The organism is Myxococcus sp. RHSTA-1-4, assembly GCF_020037125.1.
Classification (GTDB): Bacteria; Myxococcota; Myxococcia; order Myxococcales; family Myxococcaceae; genus Myxococcus.
This window is the reverse complement of the sequence record NZ_JAIQDG010000018.1, coordinates 177,372-201,618: the sequence shown is the minus strand read 5'-3', so window position 1 is coordinate 201,618 and position 24,247 is coordinate 177,372. Positions and strand designations below refer to the sequence as shown.

Below are 24,247 nucleotides of genomic sequence, written 5' to 3'. Positions count from 1 at the left end.
AGGGCGGGCGGAGGCGCGCGGCTCACTGGCCGCGCAGGTCGTCCTCGGAGGGGCGGGAGTCGGGGGCGAGCACGAGGTACACGTCGCTCACCCGGCCCACGCCCCAGTAGTCCAGCGCGGTGGCGCGCACCTGGAAGGGCTCGGACTCGGGCAGCAGGGCGGTGAGGTCCACCTCGCCCGGCTCGAAGTTGAAGGCGCGGCGCCCCAGGCTGTCCACCTGCTCCTTGCCCATGTGGACGCCCTCGGTGAAGCCCACCACGGCGCGCCGCACCACCTTCCCGCCCGCGTCCAGCACCTCCAGCAGCAGGAAGTTGTCCACGGAGATGCCGAGCGTGGCCCGGGCGTCCCCGTAGAGGCGTGCCCGGTTTCCGCCCAGCCGCAGCACGGGCGTCTGGCCGGTGGTGACGACGCGAGGCGTGCGCTCTCCCTCGGAGGCGTCTATCTCCACGTCCTCGCGCAGCTTCTCGAGCATCTCCGTCTCCTGCGCGGGGGTGTCCAGTAGGAGCCGCACGGCGCGGGGCTCCGAGGAGGCGGCGGGGGAGGTGGAAGGGGGGACCTGTTGTCGCGCACAGGCCACCAGCCCCCATGCGGCGGCGAGGACGAGCGTTCGAGAGTGCATGCACGTCCCAGGGTAGACGAGCAGTGGTGGACCGGGTCAATTAGCATGGCCCCATGCGGACCTTCCTGCGCGGGTGCCTGCTGTGGTGTGTGCTTTCGGGGGCTCCGGCGTGGAGCAGCGCGCCTCCGGCCCCGGCGGTGTCTCCCGAGGTCCAGCTGTGCCTCCAGTACCTCAAGCCCTCCGAGCGAGAGCGGGCGGCGAAGGCGCTGGGGCCCCTCGCGGAGCTGCCGCGCTACCGGGTGCAGCTCGACGTGGACCCGGCCGCGCGCGAGGTGAAGGGCCGGGTGCAGGTGGAGGTGGTGGCCCGGGGCCGGCCGCTGACGGAGCTGTACCTGCGGCTGACGCCCAACATGCAGGGGCGGCGCGTGACGCTGTCGGAGGCGAAGCTCGGCGGCAAGCCCGTGACGCTGGCGCAGCCGGAGCCCACGCTGTACCGCGTGCAACTGGAGGAGCCCGTGCCCGCGGGCGCGACGGCGGCGCTGGAGGTGGCGGTGAGGGCCACCGTGCCGAAGGCGGAGAAGGGCGGAGGGATGCTCGCGGGCCTGCTGGGCGGAGGCCAGCGCGGGGGCGGCGGGGACCACGGGGCGTTCTCCGCCACGGAGGACTTCGTCAGCCTCGTGGGCGTGGTGCCCCAGGTGCCGCCAATGGACGCGGTGGGCCGGCCCTGGGACGGGCCTCAGGGCATTGGCGACCTGGCGCTGTACGAGCCGTCACACGTGCTGGCCACCGTCAGCGTGCCCTCGGGCTGGACGGTGCATGCCACCGGTGCCCCCATGGGCGAGGTGCCGGAGCGGGACGGGCGCGTGCGCTTCGCTTTCGCCGCGGGGGCGGTGCGTGACTTTCCCATCCTGGTCTCGAAGGGGTACGAGCGTTCCACCACCACCGTGGGCGGCGTCACGGTGGAGAGCCACTACGCGGCACGGAACAAGGCCGCGGGGCAGCGCGTCCTGCAGTACGCCTCGTGGGCGCTGGCGGAGTTCGAGCGGCGGCTGGGACCGCTGCCCTACACCCACTTCCGCGTGGTGGAGGCGCCCTTGTCCGGCGGCGCGGGCGGCATGGAGTTCCCCGGGCTCATCACGGTGGCCACGTCGCTCTATCGCGGCTCGGCGGAGCCGTCCGAGGCGCTGTCCGCCCTGTCCGGCATGGAGGGCATGGAGGAGTTGCTGGCGCTGATGGGGCAGGGCGGCAACGGGGCCCTGGCGCACCTGGGCGAGGTGCTGGAGCGCACGCTGGAGTTCACGGTGGCGCACGAGGTGGCGCACCAGTACTTCGCCAGCCTCGTGGGCTCGGACCCCATCAACTCGCCCGTCGTGGACGAGTCGCTGGCCCAGTACGCCGCGCTCCTCTACGTCGAGTGGCGGCACGGCAAGGCGGCGGCGGACGCGCAGCGGAAGGAGGCGCTGGTGGCGTCGTACCAGCTGTACCGCATGTCCGGCGGGAAGGACGGCCGGGCGGACCGGCCCACGGGCGACTTCGCGGACGAGTTCGAGTACGGGGCGCTCGTGTACGGCAAGGCGCCGCTGCTGCACCATGCCTCGCGGCAGCTCGTGGGAGACGTGGCCTTCTTCCAGGCGCTGCGCTCCTACGTGGACACGTACCGCTTCAAGTGGGCATGCGGGGACTGCCTGACGCGCGAGCTGGCGAAGGCGAGCCCGGGCCAGGCGAAGAAGCTGGAGGCCCTGCGCGTGCGCTGGTGGCGGGAAGCCCACGGCGACGCGGACCTGGGCAAGGCCGACCTGGGCTCGCTGTTGGGCGCCCAGGGCCTGGGGGACCTGGGTGACGTGAAGGACCTGCAGCTCGGGATGGACCCGGAGACGAAGAAGCTGCTGGAGGAGCTGATGCCGGGGCTGCTGGGGCAGTGAGCCCCGGCCGGGTGGCTCTCAGTCGAACAGCGCCTGCACGAACTCGCGAGGCTCGAAGCGGCGCAGGTCGGCGATCTTCTCGCCCACGCCCACCCAGACGACGGGCAGCTTCAGCTCGTCGCAGATGCCGATGATGACGCCGCCCTTCGCGGTGCCGTCCAGCTTCGTCAGGGCAATGGCGGTGACGCCCACCGCCTCATGGAACTGCTTGGCCTGCTGAATCGCGTTCTGGCCGTTGGTGGAGTCCAGCACCAGCAGCACCTCGTGCGGCGCGCCGGGCAGGGCCTTGTCCATGACGCGCTTGACCTTCTTCAGCTCCTCCATGAGCGGCGCCTTGGTGTGGAGCCGGCCCGCGGTGTCCGCGATGACGACCTCCGCGCCCTCGCCCTGCGCCTTCTTCACCGCCTCGAAGACCACGGAGCCCGGGTCTCCACCCTCGGCGCCCTTCACCAGTGAGGCCTTCGCGCGGTCCGCCCACACGTCGAGCTGCTCGGTGGCCGCGGCGCGGAACGTATCTCCCGCCGCGAGCACCACCTTCTTCCCCTGGCCGGTGAGCTGCGCCGCCAGCTTGCCGATGGTCGTCGTCTTCCCGGCGCCGTTGACGCCCACCACCATGACGACGTGCGGAGGGCCGCCTCCCTCCAGCGTGCGCGGCACCGGCAGGTCGACGATGCGGGCCACCTCGTCGCGGATGAGGGCCTTGATGCGCTCCGGGTCCTTCAGTTCGTTGCGCTTGAGCTTCTCGCGCGCCACCTCCACCAGGTGGTTCGCGGTGCGCACGCCGATGTCCGCCGTGAAGAGGATTTCCTCCAGCTCCGCCAGCACGGACTCGTCCACCTGGCGCTGCTGGCCGAACAGGCCGTTGAGCCGGGCCATGAAGCCCTGGCTCTTCGTCTTGTCCAGGCCCTGGGCCAGGGTGCGGCCGGCCTCGGCCTCCACCTTGGCGCGGGCGGCGGCCTCCTCGGCGCGGCGGGCCTCCTCGGCGGCGGCGGCCTCGCGGGCGCGCTCCTCCTCCAGGAGCCGCTGCGCCTCGGCCTGCTCGCGCTTGCGCCGCTCCCGGGCCTCGTCGTCCGCGGCCTTCTTCGCGCGGTACTCGGCGCGCTTCTCCTCTTCCTCGCGCTCCTTGAGGGCGCGGGCCTCCGCCTCCAGCCGGGCGCGCTCGGCGGCGTCCGTGGTGGCGCGGGCGGCACGGGCGGCCTCGTCGCGCTGGCGGGCCAGGGCCTCCACGCGCGAGTGCGCCTCCTCCACCTCGCGCAGCCGGGCGGCCTCCGCCTCCGAGGGCGGCAGCTCCACGCGAATCCGGGGCTGCTCCGCCGGCAGGGCGGGCTTCTCCTTCTCCTCGGGGGGCGGGACCTTCTTCTTCACCTCGGGCGCGCGCTTGCGGAAGAACAGCTTCCGGGCGGCCAGCACCATGAGGAGGACGAAGAGGCCCGCGGCGCCAATCCCCACCGCGTCGCCAATGGGGAAGCCCTCCGAGGGGGGCACACCGGTGTCCGGCTGCGTCGTTCCTCCGCCCGGCGTGGGGGCGGGGGAGGGGGCGGGCGGCACCTGCGCGGTCAGGGCGTCAAGGGCGTTGGGGGTCTTCATGGGCGCGGCTCCGCATACACCAACACGCAAGTGGATGCAGCGGCCGTGGCCGGGTAGAAAACGCGAGCCATGCGCCTCAAGCCCTCCTCTGTCCTGCTTTCGTCGCTCCTCCTGCTGGGCAGTGCCTGCATCGTCGAGGCCCCCGGCGGCGCCAGTCCCGAGGAGCGGCGCGCGGCCACCGTCTCCCAGGTGCCCCCCCTGTCCGTGCGCAACGGCGCCAACCTGGGAGGGAAGGTGGAGCTGGTCGGCGCCACCGTGCAGCCAGGCCGCCTGACGCCCGGGGAGCAGGCGAAGGTGACGGTCTACTTCAAGGTGCTCCAGCCCCTGGAGGACGACTACCTCGTCTTCGTCCACGTGGAGGACGTCGACGGCCGCATGGACCGGATGAACGTGGACCACCAGCCCGCGGGCGGCCTGTACCCCACGTCGAAGTGGCGTCCCGGTGAGACGGTGAAGGACGAGTTCACCCTCTACCTGCCGCCCGGAGCGCCGGCGCGGGCGCTCAACATCTGGCTGGGCCTGTGGGAGCCGCGCACGGACTCGCGCCTGCGGCTGACCAACCCGCAGGCGGTGCGCAACGACGGGAGGGACCGCGTCTTCCTGGCGCAGGTGCCCGTGGCGCGCTGAGAGTCGGGTACAGGGAGAAAAACGCCGGAGTGGCCCTGTAAGCCGGGTTCTGTCCCCACCCCTTTCGAGGTGGGCGGTGAACATTCATCTAGGGTCCTGGTTGCCCAGGAGCCTCATCAGCGAGCAACCCGAACGCCTGGGACGGGCCATCCCTGTCCCCCCGTACGGCGGAGGACGCGCTCCTATTGGCTCTTGCTCCAGGTGGGGTTTACCGTGCCGTCCGAGTCACCCCGGACGCGGTGCGCTCTTACCGCACCGTTTCACCCTTACCCGCCCCTTTCGGAACGGGCGGTTTGTTTTCTGTGGCACTTTCCTGCGAGTCGCCTCGACTGGCCGTTAGCCAGCACCCTGCCCTACGGAGCCCGGACTTTCCTCCCGCCACCCATGACTGCGGTGGCCGGCGTTCACCCGGGCCACTCCGGCACCGTGCCCTTACAACAGGCGGACGGCCCGGGTCCACTCCATGGCCATGAGGGGCGCTCTCGCTGGGCGAGGGCTCAGCGCGTCCGCTTCGGCGCCTTGCGCGCGCGGCCCTCGGAGGCAGGCGGGCCCTCCTCCTCGGGGGACTCCGTGGCGGCGTCCCGCGAGGCGTCCTCCGGAGCGCACTCCGGCGAAGCCTCCGAGCGGGGACCTGGTGCCGGGCCGCCCTCCAGGCGGCTGGCGGCCTCCTCGAGGAGCTGCCCGAGGTGCTCCCGGGTGAGGCACCGGAAGGCCCGCACCGTCGCCGGCAGCGGCTCCTCACGCGCGATGTGGCGGAGGATGTCGACGATGGACGGCGCGGGCATGACGGCGGCGGAGGGATGGGGCTACTTCGCCGCCGCGGGCGCTTCCTGAAGGGCCTCCACCGCAAAGATGATGCGGTGGCAGGACGGGCACACGTCCGTGCCGAGCGACGTGCGCAGCTGGTTGTAGAGCTGCGGCGGCACGTTCATGTTGCAGCCCTGGCAGGTGCCGGCCACCACGCCGACCAGCGCGGGCAGCTTCTTCTTGCGCACCGTCTCGTAGCGGCGGAGCAGGGTGGAGTCGACGCCCGAAGCGACACCGGCGCGGCGGCCCTCGAGCTCCTTCACCTGCGCCTCCGCCTCGCTCAGCTTGCCCTTGAGCTCCGCCATGCGGCCGGACAGGCCCTGCTGCTTCGTGGCGTACTCGGCTTCCTTCGCCTTGATGGCCTCGCGCGCGGCGCCGAGCTGCTTCGTCAGCTCCGCCAGCTCCTCGCCCATCGTCAGATTCGCCTTCTTGGCGATGTCGATTTCACGGGCCAGGGCGGAGTACTCGCGGGTGGAACGCTGCTCGCTGAGCCGCGCCTCCCACTTCTTCACCTTGTCCTTCTCGTCCGTGATGTTCTGCTCGAGCTGCGCCTTCTGGCGCTCCATGTCGGTGAGCCGCGCCCGCTCGGCCTCGATGGCGCTGCGGGCCACGCCCAGCTCCCGCTCCAGCTCGGCAATCTGACGGGGGTGAACGTCCGCGGCCTTCCGGAGTGCAGCGGCCTCGAGGTCCACCTTCTGCAGCTCCGCCAGCGCTTTCAATTTCTCCCGCAAAGTTGCTGCCTCCCACAGGGCCGCACCGTGTACGGCCGGGCTCTTGTACCAACAAGGCTGATGGGGGTCCAACGCCCAAATGGGGCATGAGTCATCCCCTGGGCCCCTGGCAGCCATGCTGCATTTGAAACTGCTTCACGCACCCGTTAGACCGGGCGCGTGTTCCGTGCACTTCTTCCTGGAATCCTGCTCCTCGCGCTCACCCCCGCCTGTCGCGAGTCCGCGCCCCCTCCGCCCCCCTCCACGGCGGCACCTGCCGCTGGACTTCCGGCTCCTGCCGTGAATCCGGCTCCCACCGCCACGGGTTGGGGCACCATTGAAGGACGCATCCGGCTGTCCGGCACGCCGCCGAAGCCCACCTTGCAGCCCACCACCGGCACCGTCGTCTCCGTGTGTGGCGAGCAGGCCGAGGACCGCTCGCTCGTCGTGGGAGGCGAGGGCTCGCTCGCCCATGTGGTGGTCTCCTTGAAGGAGGGCGCCGCGCTGCCCGCGCCGAGGACTCCCGGCCCGGAGCCCGTGCTGGACCAGAAGCGCTGCATCTATGACCCGCCTGTCATGGCGGCGCGGGCCGGCGGCACCCTCGTCCTGCGCAACTCGGATCCGCTGGTGCACAACGTGCGCGCCGCGTCCGGCTCCAACCGCTCCTTCTTCAACGTGGCCATGCCGCTGGAGGGGATGACCGTCCGCCGGCAGCTTCCCGCGGAGCCGGGGGCCGTCCCCATCCGCTGTGATGTCCACCCCTGGATGCGCTCCCTGGTCCGCACCTTCGACCACGCGTACTTCGCCACCACCGGCGCCGACGGCCGCTTCCGCCTGGAGGTGCCCGAGGGTGCCCACACCGTGGTCCTCTGGCATGAGCGGCTGCCAGAAGTGGCACGTCGCGTGAATGTGAAGGCCGGTGAGCGCGTCCAGGTGGAGCAGACCTGGGACGTGGCCGAATTGAAGTGAGCCCGTCTCGAATGACCGGGCCAGGGCCGCCGGGACGTATCCGGCGGCGGGGTGGGGGGTGGGTCGGGAAATATTTCCGGCGCTCGACGTATAAGTGTGTGAGAAGCCGTTTTTTGAATTTCGTTTCCGCCCTGGTGGAAATATTGCTATAGGGCTGGCGAGCACCAGTAGAGGGGGCCAAGTCATGCAGCAGCCGAAGAAGCGGACGACCTTGACCAGCGACCCGCGCACCCTGGAGCCCTCCCGGAAGGCGGCTCCGCGGCCTGTGGGCATGCAGGAGATGGGGCCCGGCCTGTACGAGCAGCTTCGCCGGGCGCTCCTGGAGCTGGCTCCCGCTTCGGGAACCTGAGCAGTCCCGTCGTAATGGGGCCGCGTCCGCCCCCGGGCCATGATGCCTGGGGAAGCCGGGGCGCGCCCCTCCCGTGAACCGCGACAGCCGAGTCCTGAAAGGCGAAGGGGCTCCCGGCTTGCGCCGTGGAGCCCCTGGGTGCCTCGAAGCCTGGACTAGATGTCCTCGTCCTCCGGCTCGGCGCCGGCTTCCTCGTCCTCGAAGCCCTCGAGCTCCTCTTCCTCCTCCTCACCCGCGGCCACCGGCTCTTCGGGCTCGATGGGCTCGATGACCTTCGGGGTAGCGGCCAGGCGGCCACGACGCCCCTCGGGCTGGGGCTTGAGGGCCGGGCTCTCCCGCTGGTCCGCGCCACACTTCGGGCAGAGCGGGTCCGGCTTCTTCATGTCGTAGAACTTCGTCTGGCACTTGTAGCAGACGTACCTCGTTCCAAGATCCTTCGCCGGCATTCGCCACCTTTGGAAAGGCCAGTGGAGACAAAGAGAGGGCGGCTGAATAGTTGGGCTGTCGAACGGAGTCAACCGGTGGTTTGCGCGGGAGATTTCTAGCGGTAGCATCCGGCCCGCGTTTTCCCCCGGAAGCCGGACGCTCCCCTTGAACTTCACCTGCGACAATTGCCAGAAGCGGTATTCCATTGCGGACGAAAAGGTCCGCGGCAAGACGGTCAAGGTCCGCTGCAAGAACTGCCAGAACGTCATCACCGTCGAAGGACCGGCCGAGGAGGAGAGCACCCGCGTGGTGTCCCTCGCGGACGTGGAGCGCATCCGTGCCCAGGAGCGCTCCCTGGCGGAGCCGGCCGCGGCGCCCGTGGCCGCGGCGCCCGTGGCGAGGGCCCCGGCCGCCGCCCCGCAGACGCCCTGGGAGGATGAGCCCACGCGTGCCGCGCCCCTGAAGCCCACGGCCTCGCCCTGGTTCGCCATGGTGCGCAACAAGCAGGAGGGGCCGCTGGACGAGGGCGCCCTCCGGGAGATGGTGGCCACCGGCACCGTCAGCGGCCGCAGCTTCTTCTGGCAGCAGGGCATGGCGGACTGGAAGCGCGGCTCGGACATTCCCGAGCTGGCGGGCCTCTTCGCGCCGCCGCCCGCGCCCGAGCCGCCCCCTCCGCCGGTGGCCGAGCCGCCTCCCGCGCCGGCCCGCTCCGGACGGGGCGCGCAGGCGCGCCGCGAGCCCGAGCCGCAGCCCTTCATGCCCGAGCCGGAGCCGACTCCCGCGCCCGAGCAGCAGCCGTCCTGGGAGCAGCAGCAAGCCTGGGAGCAGCAGCAGGAGCAGGATGAGCCGGAGCGGACCTTCTACGAGGAGCCGGAGCCGCGCTCGAACGCGCAGGGCCGCCGGGGCCAGGCGCCCGCGCCCGCCGCGAGCGCCGCGCCGCTCAACGAGCTGTTCTCCGACCTGGACCTGCCCGGCAACCGCGGCGGGGACGAGGACGACGGCCGGCCCCAGCACGAGGACCCGCTGGCCGCGCTGGGCGGTGGGGACGACGACGAGCGCAAGCCCGTGGAGGACACCCGCCACTTCGCGGCGAAGTCGGGCGTGACGCGGCGCAACCCCGCCTGGAAGTACGCGGTCTTCATCCTGGCGCTGCTCGTCATCCCGCTGGGTGGCGCGTACCTGCTGTCGGAGACGCTGGGCGTGGTGCCGCTGCGCGTGAAGACGGTGGACGCCCAGGGCAACGCGGTGGAGGAGACCGTCTTCTCCGCCAAGGGCGTGGGCGCGCTGCGCGACAAGCTGATGGGCCGCTCGCAGCCGGCCCCGGTGGCGCCCAGTCCTCCGCCCGCCGAGAAGCGCGCGCCGGCTCCCGCTCCGGCACCGGGGCCCGCCCCCGAGGAGAAGGCCCCCGTCGGCGCCGGCGCGGAGACGGGCGCCACGACGCCGCCCCCGTCCGCGGAGCAGCTCCAGGCAGTCTATGGGGACGCGGACAAGAAGGACGCGGCCCCCGAGGTGCGCAAGGACGCGGAAGTGGCCGCGACGGACTCGGAAGAGGTGGGTGGCCCCTCCGACGAGGAGGTGGAGCGGGTGGTGGACAAGGCCCAGGAGGCGTTCCGCTCCTGCGTGGAGAACGAGCTGCGGAAGAATCCGTCCTTCCGCGTGGGCAAGGTGACGCTCACCGCCACGGTGGGCACCTCCGGCAAGGTGAAGGCCGCCACGCTCGACAAGCCCGCGCTCAACCGCTCCGCGGTGGGCACGTGCATCCGCGACCGCGCGAAGAACATGGTCTTCTCCGCCTTCTCCGGTGAGGACGTGGACCTCGAGATTCCGCTCGTCCTCTCCGGGACGATGTAGCCCCCGTCATCGTGAGCACTCCGGAGACGGGCGCGGTTCCGGGGCAGGCCCCCAGCGGCCGCCTGCCCCGTGCGGTGGTGTTGCTGGGGTTGGTGTCGCTGCTGACGGACGTGAGCAGCGAGATGATCTTCCCGCTGCTGCCCGCCTTCCTGGCGGCGCGCTTCCCCGCCGCGCCGCTGTTGCTGGGCGGCATGGAGGGGCTGGCGGACCTGGTGTCGGCGCTCCTCAAGTACCGCTCCGGTGTGTGGGCGGACCGGGCGCGCAGGCTCAAGCCGCTGGTGCTGATGGGCTACGGCGTGTCCTCGCTGGCGCGGCCGATGATGGCCTTCGTCACCCTGCCGTGGCAGCCGCTCCTCATCCGCTCCCTGGACCGGGTGGGCAAGGGCGTGCGCAGCAGCCCGCGTGACGCCATCATCGCGCACTCGGTAGCGGAGGGGGCTCGGGGGCGCGCCTTCGGCTTCCACCGGGGCATGGACCATGCGGGCGCGGCGGTGGGCGCGCTGGTGGCCATGGGGCTGGTGGCGCTGGGCCTGGGCGCGGAGCAGGTGTTCCTCGCGGCGGCGGTGCCGGGCTTCCTCGCGGTGCTCTGCATCCTGGTGGTGCCGGAGCCCGCGCGCGAGCCGGTGGCCCGGGGGCAGGGCGATGCGCCGGTGCCCCGGCGGCTGGCGTACTACCTGGTGCCGGTGGTGCTCTTCGGCGTGGCCAACTCCACGGACGCCTTCCTCCTGCTGAAGCTCACCGAGGAGGGCGCGCCGCCGGCGCTGCTGCCCATGGCGTGGCTGCTGCTGCACGTGGTGAAGGCGGGCGTCTCGTACCCGGCCGGCTGGCTGGCGGACCGGCTGGGCGCCTCGCGCGTGGTGCTGGCGGGCTGGGGGCTGTACGCGCTCAGCTACGTGGCACTGTCCTTCGTGCGCGGCGTGCCCGGCACGCTGGCCGTCATGGCCTTCTACGGGCTGTACCACGCGCTGGCGGAAGGGGCGGAGAAGTCGCTGCTCACGTCGCTGGTGCCGGCCGCCGCGCGCGGGCGGGCCTTCGGCCTCTACAACGGGCTCACCGGTGGTGCGTCGCTGGCGGCGGGCCTGTTGTTCGGAGCGCTGTGGACGGTGTGGGGCAGCCGCCAGGCCTTCCTTGCCGCGGGCCTGCTGGCGGCCGTGAGCGCGGTGCTGCTGGGGGTGCTGCTGCCCCGGGCCCGCGCTCCCGGGCCGGCGCCCACGGCGTAGCGGGCCACGCGGGCCCGGCCCGCCCGGGCTCCACGGGGCTCCAGGTCTACAGGTCGAAGTCGCCGGACGGAGGCGGCTTCTTGCCGCGCTTTGCGCGCTGGCGCGCCTCGCGCACCTGGGCGCGCAGCGCCTCGGTGGCCTCGCGGTCCACTTCCAGCGTGTCCAGGTCCAGCACGTCGCCCTCTTGCACGCCCTCGGGGAGGTCGCGGAGCGGGCGCGTCACCTGCCGGCCCTCCACCACGAGCACGGCGACGTCGTCTTCGATGCGGTCCAGCGTGGCCCTTGTCATGGAGGGGGGCTCCTCAGGGGTTGCAGTCCCTGGCCGGCCGCCGGTTCCGGGCGGCCTCCTCGCGCGTGGCGAAACGGACCAGGTTCGACGGTTTGATTTTCGCGGCGTTGCGGCACGAGGGCAGGTGGAAGACGTCCGTCCTGCTGCTGCCAACGTAGCCCCCGGCGGGCGTGGCGCGCGACTCGGTGCTCCCGCGCGAGGGGCGGGACTCGGTGCCGCGGATTCGAGGCGCCTGCTCCGCGGCCGGCAGGTCGTCGATGTCCACCACCTGCACCTGGCCGTGGCGCGCCGGGGCCGGCTGGACCTTCGAGGTGTTTCCCCGGGGGGCCTCCGGCTCGAGGGGCTCTGGCTTCGTGGCCTGCGCGGTGGCCGCCGGGACGGAGGCCGCGCTCAGGCCGGCGAGGGTGTAGCGCGTGTCCCACGGCACGCCGTCGGGCAGGCGCTGAGGGGTGACGACGAGCGTCTTCCCGTCGCCCACCACCTGCACCTCGCCCGCCACGTCGGTGCGGAACACGCGGGCGCCCGCCGCCTCCAGCCGCTTCAGCGTGGCGGGGGCCGGGGTGCCGCGCGTGTTGCCCGCGCCCGCGGAGATGACGGCGGCGCGGGGCCCCACCGCCTGGAGGAACGCGTCGCCCGTGGGCCCGTCCGCGCCGTGCGCCGCCACCTTGAGCAGCGTGGCCCGCAGGGGCATGCCGCGCGCCAGCAGGTGCGCCTCCGTCTTCGCGTGCGCGTCACCCATGAGGAGCAGCGCCGTGTCTCCGTAGGTGAGCCGCAGGACGATGGAGTTGGCCTCCAGCGGGGCCTCCGGCACGTCGAGCACCTCCTTGGGCGGACGGGGCCACAGCACGTTCAGCTCCACACCCGTGCCCAGCGGCAGGCGCAGCGGCGCGTTGGGCGTGGACGGGGGCGGGGAGGGGGAGATGAACTCCACGCCCTGCCCGCCGATGGAGGTGAGCAGCTCGTCGTACTCGGGAGGCGTGGCGCCTGTCTGCGGCACCAGGAGCTGCCTCGCGCCCACCCGGCGCAGCACCGGCCCCAGCGCGCCGAAGTGGTCCGCGTGCGGGTGCGTGAGGACGACCAGGTCCAGCCGCTGCGTGAGCAGCTCCGGCAGCCGGTTCACCAGGTGGTTGGCCGCCGAGGCCGGGCCCGAGTCCACCAGCACCGTGTGCCCCTCGGGGGACACGATGAGCGCGGCGTCTCCCGGGCCCACGTTGAAGAAGTAGACGTGAAGCTTCCCGTCCGGAGGCACGCCGAAGTAGCGCCGGGGCTCGGCGGAGCGCACGGGAGCCGGTGGCGGGGGCGCGGGCGGCGGCGGCTCCTCGCAGGCCACCGCGGCCAGCAGCATCCCGAGGATGGCGAACAGGCGCGGGCTCATGGGTGGCAGTCCTCGGCGGGGCGGCGCTCCCGCATGGCGGCGGAGCGGCTCGGATACACGGTGCGCTCGGACTTGGAGCGCTTCAGGGTGGCGCAGTCCTCGCGGTGGAACACCTTGCTGCCCTTCAGGCTGACGAAGCGCTGCTCCACCGCCCCACCCCGCGCGTCCGTCAGCGTCCCGTCCGCCGGCCTCTCCGGAGGGGTGGTGCCTCCGCCTCGCGTGGAGGCGCGGGAGCGCTGGGGAGTCGGGACGATGGGGCCGAGCGCCACGGGACCGGGCTTCACGCCGCCGGGCACCACCCGCGGCGCGGCGCCCCGCTCCGGGCGCACGGTGACGGTGGTGCCGTCGCTCACCGCCACCACCTCGCCGTCCTGGTCGGTGCGGAAGACGTGGGCGCCCGCCACTTCCAGGCGCTCCAGGGCCTCCAGGGTGGGGTGCCCGTAGTCGTTGCCGGCCCCGCAGGAGATGACGGCGGCCTTGGGATTCACCGCGGCGAGGAAGGCGGCCGTGGAGGAGTGGCGCCCGCCGTGGTGGGCCACCTTGAGCACGGTGGAGGAGAAGTCGATGCGCTTCTGGAGGAGGGCGGCCTCCGTCTCCGGCTCGGCGTCGCCCGTGAAGAGGAAGGCCGTCGTCCCGTACGTCAGCTTGGCGACGATGGAGTTGGAGTTGGGGTCCGAGCGCGTGTTGTCCAGGAAGGGCTCCTGCGGCACGCGCGGCCAGAGCACGGTGAGGGAGGCGCCCTCGCCCAGGCCGATGGTGAGCAGCGTCTGGGGTGCCTTGGGGTTGGGCTCCGGGTTCATCACCTGGCCCACCGTCCCGCCCACGAAGTCCAGCAGCTCCTTGTAGGCGTCGCTCGGGTGGTCGAAGCCCGGGTCCATGAAGCGCTTCGCGCCCACCGCCTTCAGCGCCTGGGTGAGCCCGCCCAGGTGGTCCAGGTGCGGGTGGGTGAGGATGACCAGGTCCAGCGGCTCCTTCACCAGGGCGCGCAGCCGGCGGGCCAGGTGCTCGCGCGCCTCGGGCGGGCCGCCGTCGATGAGCACCGTCTTGCCGGTGGGGGAGACGACGAGGGCGGCGTCCCCCTGGCCCACGTCGAAGAAGTACACCGTGAGCGGCTTGCCGGCGGGCGGCGCCGCGGCCAGGCCCGGGAGCGAGGCCAGCAGGAGGACGAGGAGGGTGAGCAGCCGGGCGAAAGACGTCACGCAGCGGACTCTACCCCCGTGCTCCCACCCTCGGCACCTGGGGGAGCGTCGGATGGGTGCTCCTCGTGCGAGCGCTTCCCGAGGGGCGGGAAGTGGGCTAAGGGGCGCGGCATGTCCGACTCCGAGGACGTCTTCAAGTTCGTCGAGGAGCTCGCCGACCAGGCCCGCCGCCGCATGGATGCCTGGAAGGCCACCTCGACGTCGCCCCAGGACCCCGCGGCCCGTGCTCCCGTCGAGTGGCCCGACACGGGCCGTGTCGACATGGAGTCCATCCGCTCCCCGGCGGACCTGGCGCCCTACATCGACCACACGCTGCTCAAGCCCGAGGCCCGCGCCGAGGACGTGGTGAAGGTGGCCGAGGAGGCCCGGCAGCACGGCTTCGCCACGGTGTGTGTGAACAGCGTGCACGTGGCCACCGCCGCGCGCGTGCTCTCCGGCTCCAACACCGTCCCCATCGCCGTGGTGGGCTTCCCGCTGGGCGCGGCGCTGCCGTCCGCCAAGGCCTTCGAGGCCCGCGAGGCCATCCGCGCCGGGGCGCGGGAAATCGACATGGTGCTCAACGTGGGCGCGCTCAAGGCCCACGACTACGCGCTGGTGCACCAGGACATCGCCGCGGTGGTGGACGCCAGCCGCCCGGTGCCGGTGAAGGTGATTCTGGAGACGGCCCTGCTCACGGACGAGGAGAAGGTCCTCGCCTGCGCGCTGTCCAAGGCCGCGGGCGCCGCCTTCGTGAAGACGTCCACCGGCTTCGGCCCGGGCGGCGCCACCGCCGAGGACGTGGCGCTGATGCGCCGCGTGGTGGGCGAGGACGTGGGCGTGAAGGCCTCCGGCGGCATCCGCTCCGCCGAGGACGCGATGAAGATGCTGCGCGCGGGCGCCAACCGCCTGGGCGCTTCCGCGTCCGTGGCCATCGTCTCCGGGCAGGCCTCCACCGCGAAGTATTGACTCCGGAGGCGGCGTGAACGCGAAACAGCGCGAGGAACTCAAGAATCTGCTGCTGGCGCTCCACTCCGAGCTGACGGGGAAGACGCCCGCGAGGATTGAACCCAACCGCACCGACGACGCGCGCATCGGCGGCGACGAGGACGAGCAGCCCCTCAACGAGATGCTGCAGGCCATCGCCTCCAACCGGAACCGGAACATGGACGGCGTGCTGGCCCGGGTGATGAAGGCCCTGGGCAAGCTGCGCGATGACCCGGACTCCTATGGCGAGTGCGAGGAGTGCGGCGACGAGATTGCCCTGGGCCGGCTGCGCGCCATGCCGTACGCGGAGTACTGCGTCACGTGCCAGGGCTCCAAGGACGGCCCCAAGGGCCCCGCCACCCGCAAGAAGCTCACCGATTACACCTGAACAACCGGCGCGCGAGCCACGTGCCCCGCGCGTCCTCCACGGATAGACGAGGGTTCGAGGCTCATGGACACCACCGGATTGAGAGAGCGCGCGGAGGCGTGGCGCCAGGCGGACCCCGACCCGTCCACCGCCGCGGAATTGGCGGAGCTGCTGGCCCGCGGTGACCAGGCCGAGCTGGCGGACCGCTTCGCCGGCGACCTGGAGTTCGGCACCGCGGGACTGCGAGGCGTGCTGGGCGCCGGGCCCAACCGGATGAACCGCGCCGTGGTGCGCCGCACCACCGCGGGCCTGGCGCGCTACCTCAAGGAGCAGGTGCCGGACGTCACCACGCGCGGAGTCGTCGTGGGCCGGGACGCGCGCCGCCTGAGCGCGGAGCTGGCCGAGGACACCGCCGCCGTGCTCGCCGCGGAGGGCATCCCCGCGCACGTCTTCCCGCAGCCGGTGCCCACGCCGGTGACGGCCTTCGCCACCCTGCACCTGAACGCCGCCGCGGCCGTCATGGTGACGGCCAGCCACAACCCGCCCGAGTACAACGGCTACAAGGTCTACTGGGGCAACGGCGCTCAAATCATTCCCCCGCATGACACCGGCATCGCCGCCGCCATCGCCCGGGTGGAGCCCGCCAACCGCGTGCCGCTGCTGACGCCGGCGGACGCGCGCGCCAAGGGGCTCTGGAAGGACTTGCCGGGCTCGGTGGGCGAGGCGTACCTGCGCGGCATCCTCGGCCTGCGGCTGTACGGGCGCGGCTCGGACTCGCTGTCCATCGTCTACACGGCCATGCACGGCGTGGGCGGCGTCTGGGCGGAGCGCGCCCTGCGCGAGGCCGGCTTCCCGCGCTTCACCGCCGTGTCCGAGCAGCAGATGCCGGATGGACGCTTCCCCACGGTGCGCTTCCCCAACCCGGAGGAGCCCGGCGCCATGGACCTGTCCCTGGCCACCGCCGAGCGCGTGGGCGCGGACCTGGTGCTGGCCAATGACCCGGACGCGGACCGGCTGGCCGTCATGGCGCGCGGCGCGGACGGGAAGCTGCGCATGCTCACCGGCAACGAGGTGGGCGTGCTCCTGGGCCACTACACCCTCACCCAGGGCACCCGGCGCGCGCGGCCGCACGTCGTCACCACCATCGTCTCCTCGACGCAGCTCGGGGACATCGCCCGCTCGCTGGACGCGGCCTATGACGAGGTGCTCACCGGCTTCAAGTGGATTGCCAACCGCGCGCTGGAGCGCGAGCGCGCCGAGGGCACGCAGTTCATCTTCGGCTACGAGGAGGCGCTCGGCTACACCGTGGGCACGGTGACGCGCGACAAGGACGGCGTGGGCGCGGCGCTCGTCATGGCGGACCTGGCCGCGTGGTGCCAGTCGCGCGGCACCACGGTGCTGGGCTACCTGGAGGAAATCCAGCGCCGCCACGGCCTGTACGTGGGCGCCCAGCGCAACGTCACGCTGCCCGGGGCCGCGGGCGCGCAGACCATCCGCGCCATCATGGACGCGTTCCGCGCCTCGCCGCCCTCGCGCATCGGCGGGGACCCGGTGCGCAACGTCCTCGACTACAAGCAGGGCGGGCGCGGGCTGCCCCCGTCCAACGTGCTCGCCCTGGAGATGGAGGGCGGGGGCCGCGTCACCCTGCGGCCCTCCGGCACCGAGCCGAAAATCAAATACTACTTCGAGCTGAAGGAGTCGCTCGCCCCCGGTGAGCCCATGGACCGGGCCCGGCAGCGCGCCGAGGGCCGGCTGGCGCGCTTCATCGACGACTTCCTGGTGCTCGCGCGCGAGCGCGGGCAGCCCGCCTGAGTCCTGAAGCACACTCCCACCCGCGCCCCCGCGCGGCTTCCGCAGAAAGGCATCGTGTGAAGCGTCTGCTCCCCGGAGTCCTCCTCGCCTGCCTCCTGGCCCTCCCCGGCACCGCGCTGGCGCAGCGCGGCCAGGGCTGGTCCGTCCTCGCCGCGGACACGATGGGGCGGGGCAACACCGCCTTCTCCGCGCAGATTGGCTGGCCCGGCCTCACCCTGGGCGTGCTCCACGGCGGCTCGGAGCGCTTCGACATTGGCGGCAAGTTCAGCTTCAACTGGGGCCGCGAGGGCTGGGTCCGCTACACGGACCCGGGCATCAAGCTGCAGGCGTGGATGCGGCTGATGCTGGCGCAGACGTCCCAGGTGTCCATGGCGGTCACCTTCCAGCCGGGGCCCTTCTTCTACTTCGACGACGGGGACACGGACGTGGGCCTGACGCTGCCCGTGGCCTTCGTGGTGGGCATCCCCGCCGGCAGCAACCTCATGCTGAACGTGGGGCTGGACCTGCCCTTCCACGTCTACTTCGGCGAGGGAATCGGCCCCGTGTTCCCCCTCCTGGTGGGCGGCGGGATGGAGTACTTCCTCAACCGCGACCTCGCGGCCACCTTCAACATGCGGCTGGGGCCGTCCATCATCCCCGACCGCGGCTACCGCGGCCGGGACGACCAGAGCGAGTTCACCCTGGAGGCGCTGTTCGGCATCGCCTTCCGCTTCTAGGCGGCGGGCGCGGCGTGACTACCAGGACGACGTCTGCTCGGGCAGCTCCACCACGAAGGTGCTGCCCAGGTTGACGCGGCTCTGCGCCGTCAGCTTGCCGCCCATGGCCTCCACCAGGGCGCGCGCCACGGTGAGGCCCAGGCCGGCGCCCTTCTCCGGCGCCTTCGTCGTGTAGTACGGCTCGAAGACGGCCTGCAGCTCGTCCTCGAAGATGCCGATGCCGGTGTCCTTGACGAACAGGCGCGGGCCGAAGTCGCCGAACATGTCCGGCAGCTCCACGCCCACGTGGATGCGGCGCGGGCGGTCCTTCACGTCCTCCACCGCGTCCGCCGCGTTGGACAGCAGCTCCACCAGCACCTGCTCGAGCTGGCGGCGGTTGAAGATCACCGCGATGGGGTCCTCGGGCAGCAGCACCTTCACCTCGGCCGAGCCCAGCCGGCCGGCGGCGCGCATGCGCTCCACCACGCCGGGCACCAGCTCCCGCAGGTCGAAGCGCTGGATGTCCTTGGGGCTGGTGGGGCCCAGCGAGAGGAGATGTTGGCCGTGCAGCCGCATCTGCTCACCCGCCACGCCCAGCTTCTTCAGCTCCGCGGCGTCCGGAGGCAGCCCTTGCAGGGCGCGCGTCTGCACGTGCGCCAGCGCCTGCTGCAGGCCCTGGCCCACGCGGCCCAGGTTCTGCGCCACGTCCGCCGCCAGCGTGCCGAGGCGGGCCAGCCGCTCCATCTCCACCCAGCGGGTGCGTGGATCCAGCAGCGCCTCGGCGCGCTGGCCACCCGCCTCACGGTGGGCCTTCAGCTCCAGCAGGGTGTGCACGCGGACCTTCAGCTCCAGCGGGTCCAGCGGTTCGGTGATGAGCAGGTCGTCCACTCCGGCCTCCAGCACCTCGCGGCGCGTCTGCCGGTCCGCATGGGGGGTGAGCATGAGCACCGGGAGCGACGGGCCGCCCAGCTCCGCCCGGAGCCGGCGGTAGGCCGCCAGGCCATCCGTCCCGGGCCGCGCCACGTCCAGGAGCAACAGGTCCGCGGACTGCCGTGAGGCCACCGCGGCCGCCGCCTTCCCGCTGGCTGGCAGCACGTCATAACCGGCAGGAGCCAGGATGGAGCACAGCCGCTCCATGCCGCCCGACTCCACGTCCACGGCCAGCACCCGGGGCCGGTACGCCGCTGCGGTCATTCCCGTCGTCTCCAGCATCACGCCACCCCCACCATGTGACCGGGCCCAACGCGCCCGGAGGTTCCAACAAGTGTTCCTACGGACCGCATACCGGACTGGATGCGACTTCCCCCCCGGAGCCTGCGTCCAGTCCGGTACGCGGTCCGATACCGGCTGGGGTCCATGCGGGTTCCATGCCGGGCCAGGGGCCCGGGTTTGATCGGTGGCCGATCAATCCAGGTGGAGGTCAGCCCAATAACGGCGGGGGTTTGGAGTGTCCGGTGGACGGCTGGAACCTGTTCCAGCCTGTCGTACAGCCGACGCCAGGGGGTCACTCCTGACCAGGAATCAAAATTGACCCGGGTCCTTAAATACCCATCCCCTTGGGGCGGGCGTCAGCGCGACTCCTGCTCATAGGGCGTACCCAGTGCGGCGGGGGCGCTGCTTCGCTGACCCTGGAGGGTGAGGAGGGTGAGGGTGAGCATGTAGGGGAGGGCCAGCAACACGCCCTGCGGTACGAGCTCCAGCAGGCCGGGGGCGCTGGAGACGAGGCCGATTCGCAGCGCGTTCCCGAAGGCGAAGAAGGCGGCGGCGAGGAAGGCGCCCACGGGGGTCCACCGGCCGAACACCATGGCGGCCAGGGCCATGAAGCCCAGGCCCGCGGGGGTGTGCTGCTCGAAGCGGTCCAGGACGGCGGTGGAGAGGACGGCGCCGCCCAGGCCCGCCAGCAGCCCTCCGCCCAGCACCGCGCCCCAGCGCAGGCCCGCCACGGACAGGCCCAGCGTGGCCACCGCGTGGGGCTTGTCACCCACCGCGCGCAGCCGCAGGCCCAGGGGCGTGCGCGCCAGGAGGAACTGGAAGGCGAAGGGCAGCACCAGCGCCAGGTACGTGGGCGCCGAGTGCCCGGACAGGGCGCCCAGCACGGGCACCGAGGCGAGCCCGGGCAGCTCCCAGCGGGAGAGCTGCTGGATGGGCGGCGTGCCGTTGGGCCCGTAGAGGGACTCCAGCAGGAAGGTGCCGCCGGCCAGGGCCACCAGGTTGAGGGCGATGCCGGACACCACCTGGTCCGAGCGCCAGCGGATGGTGAGGAAGCCGTGCACCGCGGCCAGCGCCGCGCCCGCGAGCATGCCCACGCCGACGGCCAGGGGCGTGGGCATGGCCAGCGCCGCCACCGCCGCGCAGAAGGCGCCCACGCGCATCATTCCCTCCACGCCCACGGCCACCACGCCGGCGCGCTCGGACAGCACCGCGCCCAGGGCGGCGAAGACGAGCGCGGGCGCCGCGTCCAGGGTGGAGAAGAGCAGGGCGTGGAGGACGTCAGACACGGGGAGCCTCCGTCGAGGGCGTCACGGCGGCGGGCGCGGGGCCGGAGCCGGGAGAGGCCTGGCGGCGGCGCAACACGGCCAGCCACACCATGCGGCCGGCGACGAAGAGCAGCGCGAGCCCCTGGATGAGCTCGGGGAAGCTCTTGTGGACGCCCAGGAGCTGCATGCGCGTGCCGCCCGCGCGCAGCACGCCGAAGAAGAGCGCGGCCACGGTGGCGCCCAGCGGGTGGTTGTTGCCGATGAGGGCGATGGCGATGCCGTCGAAGCCGTAGGGCGCGCCCAGCGTGCCGGGGTAGCGCCCCTCCGTGCCCAGCACGAGCACCGCGCCCGCGAGCCCGGCCAGGGCCCCGGCCAGCGCCATGGCCACGCCGGTGCGCCGCGCCACCGGGACGCCGGCGGCGCGAGCGGCCTCGGCGCCCAGGCCCACCGCGCGCGTCTCGAAGCCGGGGCGCGTGCGCGCAAGCCAGGCCCACACCGCCAGGGCCAGGAGCAGCGCCAGGGGGAAGCCCAGGTTGAGGCGGGAGAGGTCTCCGAGCAGCCGGGGGAGCACCGCGGTGGCCTGGATTTCAGCGGTGCCGGTGATGGACTGGCCGGCCTCGGCCACGCCGCGCAGGGGGCCGATGACGAGCCAGTTGTCCACCAGGCTCACCGCCACCCAGTTGAGCATGATGGTGGAGATGACCTCGTGCACGCCGCGGTAGAGCTTGAGGAGGGCGGCGAGCCCCGCCCACGCCGCCCCCGCGAGCGCCGCGCCCAGGAGCGCCGCCGGCACGTGCAGCGCGGAGGGAAGCGAGAGCTGTGCGCCCACCACCGCGGCGGCCAGCGCGCCCAGGATCATCTGCCCCTGCGCGCCGATGTTGAAGAGGCCCACCTTGAAGGCCACCGCCACGGACAGGCCGGTGAGGGTGAGCAGCGCGGCCTTCATCGCGGACTCGCCCAGGGGGCGGGTGAGGACGGTGGCGGCGGCTCCGTCCAGGAATGAAGGCCAGTTGCCAATGCCACCCCATAACATCTGGAGGTAGGCGTCCGTGGCGGTGCCGGAGGTCATCGTGAAGGCGATGAGCGCCCAGCACACCGCGAGCGCCAGCAGCACGGAGAGCACCGACGGGAGGATGGCTTTCAGCCGCTCAGCCATGGCCCGTCCCCGCTCCCAGCATGCGCCGTCCCAGCTCCCGCTCGTCGTACTCCGGCCGGGTGAAGTGGCCCGTCACGCGGCCCTCGAAGAAGACGTAGACGCGGTCCGACAGCTTCAGGACTTCCTCCAGGTCCAGGGACACCAGCAGCACGCCGGCGCCCTGCTCTCGGGCCTCGCGCAGCTTCGCGTGCACCTGGGCCACCGCGCCGATGTCCAGGCCGCGCGTGGGCTGTACGACGACGAGCAGCTTCGGCCGGGCGTCCAGCTCGCGCGCCACCACCACCTTCTGCTGGTTGCCGCCGGACAGGGCGTGCAGGGGCACCGCCGGGTCCGGCGGGCGCACGTCGTAGGCGGACAGCAGGGCCTGCGTGCGCTCGCGGCGGCCGGAGAAGTCAATCCAGGGGCCCCGGGCGAAGGGCGGCCGCGTGTGCCGGCCCAGCGCCACGTTCTCCTCCACGGTGAGGGCCTTCACCACCGCGCGGCGCAGCCGGTCCTCGGGGACGTGGCCCACGCCGCGCCCGCGCGCCTGGGCGGGGGTGAGGCCGGCCAGCGGGCCTCCGAGCAGCGTGCCCTCGCCGGACGTCAGCGGGCGCAGGCCGGTGAGCACCTCGGCCAGCTCGCGCTGCCCGTTTCCGTCCACGCCCGCGATGCCGACGATTTCGCCCGCGCGCACGGTGAGGTCCACCCCGCGCAGGGCCGGGCGCCCGTTGTCGCCCAGCGCCTGGAGCCCGCGCGCCTCCAGCAGCACCGCGCCCGCCAGGGACGTCTCTCCCGGAGGCCGCGAGCCTGGCTCGGCGGTGAGTGTCGGGGTGGCCTCGCCCGGGGGCCGCGCGGCGCCTGAAGACGCCGGCTCATGCCTCGCCGTGGCCGCTCCGGGGGGGATACCGCCATGAAGGTCCGCGAGGCCCGCGGCCCGCGCGGAGTGCCCCTCACCCACCATGAGGCTGGCCAGTTGCTCGACGGTGGTCTCCGCCGCGCGCACCTCGGCCACCACCCGTCCCCGGCGCATGACGGCGACGCGGTCGGCCACGCCGAGCACTTCCTTCAGCTTGTGACTGATGAGCACCACGGTGCGTCCCTGCGCGACGAGGCCGCGCATGATGTGGGCCAGCTCGTCGGACTCCTGGGGCGTGAGCACGGCGGTGGGCTCGTCGAGCACGAGCACCTGCGCCCCCCGGTGCAGCGCCTTGACGATTTCCACCTTCTGCTGCGAGCCCACCGTGAGGGTGTCCACGCGGGCGCGCGGCTCGAGCTGGAATCCGAAGCGGGCGCAGGTGGCGGCCACCTCGCTGACGGCGCGCTCCAGGTCGAACAGGCCCCGGCGCGTGGGCTCGCGGCCGAGCACCACGTTCTCCGCCACCGTCAGCGTGGGCACGAGCATGAAGTGCTGGTGCACCATGCCGATGCCCCGGGCAATCGCGTCACGGGGGCTCTTGAAGCGCACGGGCTGCCCGTCCACGGACACCTCGCCCACGTCGGGCTGGTAGAGGCCGTAGAGGACGTTCATCAGGCTGGACTTGCCCGCGCCGTTCTCGCCCACCACGGCGAGCAATTCGCCCTCGCGGATGTCGAGCGACGCGTCCGCCAGCGAGACGCAGGCGCCGAACGCCTTGTGGATGTGCCGGAGGGAAATCAGGGCGCGGCTGCCTGGAAGGAGGCGAGTTCGGCCGGCACGGCCGGCACCTGGATTTCACCGGCGACGATGCGCTGGCGCAGGGCGTCCACCTTCTGGAGGGCCTCCGCCTTGCCGGGGAAGTCCACCCGCACCTCGGCCATGCCCACGCCGTTTTCCTTGAGGCCGAGCACCTGCTCACCCGCGGAGAACTTCCCTTCCACCAGGTCCTTCGTCGCCTGGTAGATGGCCAGGTCGGTGTGCTTCATCATCGAGGTGAGGATGGCGTCCGGCGCCACGTGCGACTGGTCCGAGTCCACGCCGATGGCATACACGCTCTTGCCGGCCGCGCGCGCCTCCTTCACCGCCTGGATGACGCCGATGCCGTCCGCGCCCGCCGCGTGGAAGATGACGTCCGCGCCCTTGGCGATGAGGTCCTGGGCCACCTGCTTGCCGGCGGCCATGTTGTTGAAGCTGCCGGTGTAGACGCTCATCAACGTCTGCGCGACCTGGGGGTTCGTCGTCTTGACGCCCGCGCGGTAGCCCACCTCGAAGCGCTGGATGAGGGGCACCTCGATGCCGCCCACGAAGCCCACCTTGCCCGTCTTCGTCACCAGGCCGGCCAGGGCGCCGACGAGGAAGCTGCCCTCCTGCTCCTTGAACAGGACGGTGCGCACGTTGGGCAGCTTGAGCACCTTGCCCTGCGCGTCCAGCACCTGGCTGTCGATGAGCAGGAACCGCGCCTTCGGGTTCTCCTGGGCGGCGGCACGCACCGCGTTGGCGAGCATGTAGCCGTTGCCCACGGTGAGCTGGGCGCCCTGGTCCACGAGGAGCTGGAGGTTGGGGGTGTAGTCCTCCTGGGCCTTGCTCTGGAGGACCATGGGCTTCACGGGCAGGGGCTGAATCGAGGAGGCGAGCGACGCCATGTGGGGCGGGAGCGTCTCGCGGACCTCGGTGGGGGTGGCGTCCACGTACTTGCCGCCCTCGTAGCGCTTGCCGGCGGCGTACAGCTCCAGGCCGCGGAGGGCGGCGTCGTTGAACGAGTGGTCACCGCGCCCGCCCACGTCGATGACGAGGCCCACGGGAATGGGCTTCCTGGCGGACGGCTCGGTGGTGGCGGGGCCCTGGGCACCGGCGGCGGGGGCCGGCTCTTCCTTCTTGGAGCACGCGCACAGGAGGGCGGCGAGGGCGAGAACCTGGAGGCGGAGCATCATGGGCCGCTATGTACCAGATGCCGCCGTGCCTTTCCCGGAGTGCATGAGGGCCCGGGTTCCT

General features: G+C 72.6%; 23 protein-coding genes and 1 other RNA gene. 10 read left to right on the top strand and 14 right to left on the bottom strand.

Annotation, left to right across the window (positions count from 1 at the left end; translation table 11 throughout):
- Positions 1-22: 22 nt before the first annotated feature.
- The gene (locus K8638_RS24575; RefSeq protein WP_223757040.1) at positions 23-619 is read right to left on the bottom strand and encodes a hypothetical protein; all 597 of its coding nucleotides are present in this window, start codon (positions 617-619) and stop codon (positions 23-25) included.
- Between the two features lie 53 nt (positions 620-672).
- On the opposite strand from K8638_RS24575, the gene K8638_RS24570 reads away from it, so the two are divergent.
- Positions 673-2,481: a M1 family aminopeptidase gene (locus K8638_RS24570; protein ID WP_223757039.1), complete on the top strand. Its 1,809-nt coding sequence runs from the start codon at positions 673-675 to the stop codon at positions 2,479-2,481.
- An 18-nt stretch (positions 2,482-2,499) separates the two neighbouring features.
- Here K8638_RS24570 and ftsY read toward each other — a convergent pair whose 3' ends face one another.
- Positions 2,500-4,068: a signal recognition particle-docking protein FtsY gene (gene ftsY, locus K8638_RS24565; protein WP_223757038.1), complete on the bottom strand. Its 1,569-nt coding sequence runs from the start codon at positions 4,066-4,068 to the stop codon at positions 2,500-2,502.
- Between the two features lie 69 nt (positions 4,069-4,137).
- Here ftsY and K8638_RS24560 point away from each other — a divergent pair, with 69 nt between their 5' ends.
- Positions 4,138-4,695 carry a hypothetical protein gene (locus K8638_RS24560; RefSeq protein WP_223757037.1) on the top strand — a complete coding sequence of 186 codons (558 nt, stop codon included), beginning with the start codon at positions 4,138-4,140 and terminating at the stop codon, positions 4,693-4,695.
- Between the two features lie 22 nt (positions 4,696-4,717).
- Here K8638_RS24560 and rnpB read toward each other — a convergent pair.
- The 3 genes from rnpB to K8638_RS24545 all read right to left on the bottom strand — a co-directional run bounded on the left by rnpB (position 4,718) and on the right by K8638_RS24545 (position 6,233).
- Positions 4,718-5,115: RNase P RNA component class A (gene rnpB, locus K8638_RS24555), an RNA gene on the bottom strand.
- Between the two features lie 77 nt (positions 5,116-5,192).
- Entirely contained in the window at positions 5,193-5,480 is a 288-nt protein-coding gene (locus tag K8638_RS24550; protein WP_223757036.1) for a hypothetical protein, read from the bottom strand.
- A gap of 21 nt (positions 5,481-5,501) precedes the next feature.
- The gene (locus K8638_RS24545; RefSeq protein ID WP_223757035.1) at positions 5,502-6,233 is read right to left on the bottom strand and encodes a zinc ribbon domain-containing protein; all 732 of its coding nucleotides are present in this window, start codon (positions 6,231-6,233) and stop codon (positions 5,502-5,504) included.
- A gap of 279 nt (positions 6,234-6,512) precedes the next feature.
- On the opposite strand from K8638_RS24545, the gene K8638_RS24540 reads away from it, so the two are divergent.
- Positions 6,513-7,181, top strand: coding sequence for a hypothetical protein (locus K8638_RS24540; protein WP_223757034.1), 669 nt, complete (start codon positions 6,513-6,515; stop codon positions 7,179-7,181).
- A 184-nt stretch (positions 7,182-7,365) separates the two neighbouring features.
- A complete protein-coding gene (locus K8638_RS24535) occupies positions 7,366-7,530 on the top strand; it encodes a hypothetical protein (protein WP_223757033.1) in 165 nt (54 codons plus the stop codon).
- A gap of 155 nt (positions 7,531-7,685) precedes the next feature.
- On the opposite strand, the gene K8638_RS24530 is transcribed toward K8638_RS24535, so the two are convergent.
- Positions 7,686-7,976 (bottom strand): FYDLN acid domain-containing protein, encoded by a 291-nt coding sequence (locus K8638_RS24530; RefSeq protein ID WP_223757032.1) that lies wholly within the window; start codon positions 7,974-7,976, stop codon positions 7,686-7,688.
- Between the two features lie 145 nt (positions 7,977-8,121).
- Between K8638_RS24530 and K8638_RS24525 the strand changes: the two genes are divergently transcribed.
- Both K8638_RS24525 and K8638_RS24520 read left to right on the top strand, forming a co-directional pair.
- Positions 8,122-9,807 (top strand): AgmX/PglI C-terminal domain-containing protein, encoded by a 1,686-nt coding sequence (locus tag K8638_RS24525; protein WP_223757031.1) that lies wholly within the window; start codon positions 8,122-8,124, stop codon positions 9,805-9,807.
- A gap of 11 nt (positions 9,808-9,818) precedes the next feature.
- A complete protein-coding gene (locus K8638_RS24520) occupies positions 9,819-11,027 on the top strand; it encodes an MFS transporter (protein WP_223757030.1) in 1,209 nt (402 codons plus the stop codon).
- Positions 11,028-11,073: 46 nt separating this feature from the next.
- On the opposite strand, the gene K8638_RS24515 is transcribed toward K8638_RS24520, so the two are convergent.
- Genes K8638_RS24515 through K8638_RS24505 form a run of 3 tightly spaced genes read right to left on the bottom strand, consistent with a single transcriptional unit; the run spans position 11,074 to position 13,890 of the window.
- Positions 11,074-11,316 carry a DUF3006 domain-containing protein gene (locus K8638_RS24515; protein ID WP_223757029.1) on the bottom strand — a complete coding sequence of 81 codons (243 nt, stop codon included), beginning with the start codon at positions 11,314-11,316 and terminating at the stop codon, positions 11,074-11,076.
- A gap of 13 nt (positions 11,317-11,329) precedes the next feature.
- Positions 11,330-12,691 (bottom strand): MBL fold metallo-hydrolase, encoded by a 1,362-nt coding sequence (locus K8638_RS24510; protein WP_223757028.1) that lies wholly within the window; start codon positions 12,689-12,691, stop codon positions 11,330-11,332.
- Positions 12,688-13,890: a ComEC/Rec2 family competence protein gene (locus K8638_RS24505; protein WP_223757027.1), complete on the bottom strand. Its 1,203-nt coding sequence runs from the start codon at positions 13,888-13,890 to the stop codon at positions 12,688-12,690. Before K8638_RS24505 ends, K8638_RS24510 begins: the two co-directional genes overlap by 4 nt.
- Before the next feature lie 111 nt (positions 13,891-14,001).
- Between K8638_RS24505 and deoC the strand changes: the two genes are divergently transcribed.
- From deoC to K8638_RS24485, 4 genes are all read left to right on the top strand, one after another.
- A complete protein-coding gene (deoC, locus tag K8638_RS24500; RefSeq protein WP_223757026.1) occupies positions 14,002-14,835 on the top strand; it encodes a deoxyribose-phosphate aldolase in 834 nt (277 codons plus the stop codon).
- A gap of 13 nt (positions 14,836-14,848) precedes the next feature.
- Positions 14,849-15,241, top strand: coding sequence for a TraR/DksA family transcriptional regulator (locus K8638_RS24495; protein ID WP_223757025.1), 393 nt, complete (start codon positions 14,849-14,851; stop codon positions 15,239-15,241).
- Between the two features lie 63 nt (positions 15,242-15,304).
- Positions 15,305-17,032 (top strand): phospho-sugar mutase, encoded by a 1,728-nt coding sequence (locus K8638_RS24490; protein WP_223757024.1) that lies wholly within the window; start codon positions 15,305-15,307, stop codon positions 17,030-17,032.
- Between the two features lie 56 nt (positions 17,033-17,088).
- Positions 17,089-17,748, top strand: coding sequence for a hypothetical protein (locus K8638_RS24485; RefSeq protein ID WP_223757023.1), 660 nt, complete (start codon positions 17,089-17,091; stop codon positions 17,746-17,748).
- Positions 17,749-17,766: 18 nt separating this feature from the next.
- Here K8638_RS24485 and K8638_RS24480 read toward each other — a convergent pair whose 3' ends face one another.
- The 5 genes from K8638_RS24480 to K8638_RS24460 form a co-directional block, all read right to left on the bottom strand.
- Positions 17,767-18,921, bottom strand: coding sequence for a sensor histidine kinase (locus K8638_RS24480; protein WP_223757022.1), 1,155 nt, complete (start codon positions 18,919-18,921; stop codon positions 17,767-17,769).
- A 374-nt stretch (positions 18,922-19,295) separates the two neighbouring features.
- A complete protein-coding gene (locus K8638_RS24475) occupies positions 19,296-20,225 on the bottom strand; it encodes an ABC transporter permease (RefSeq protein WP_223757021.1) in 930 nt (309 codons plus the stop codon).
- Positions 20,218-21,360, bottom strand: a complete 1,143-nt coding sequence (locus K8638_RS24470; protein WP_223757020.1) for an ABC transporter permease — start codon at positions 21,358-21,360, stop codon at positions 20,218-20,220. Before K8638_RS24470 ends, K8638_RS24475 begins: the two co-directional genes overlap by 8 nt.
- Positions 21,353-22,927, bottom strand: a complete 1,575-nt coding sequence (locus K8638_RS24465; protein ID WP_370644108.1) for an ABC transporter ATP-binding protein — start codon at positions 22,925-22,927, stop codon at positions 21,353-21,355. The genes K8638_RS24470 and K8638_RS24465 overlap by 8 nt, the downstream gene beginning before the upstream one ends.
- A 65-nt stretch (positions 22,928-22,992) precedes the next feature.
- On the bottom strand, positions 22,993-24,186 hold the full coding sequence (locus K8638_RS24460) for a BMP family protein (RefSeq protein WP_223757019.1): 1,194 nt from the start codon (positions 24,184-24,186) through the stop codon (positions 22,993-22,995).
- Between the last annotated feature and the right edge of the window lie 61 nt (positions 24,187-24,247).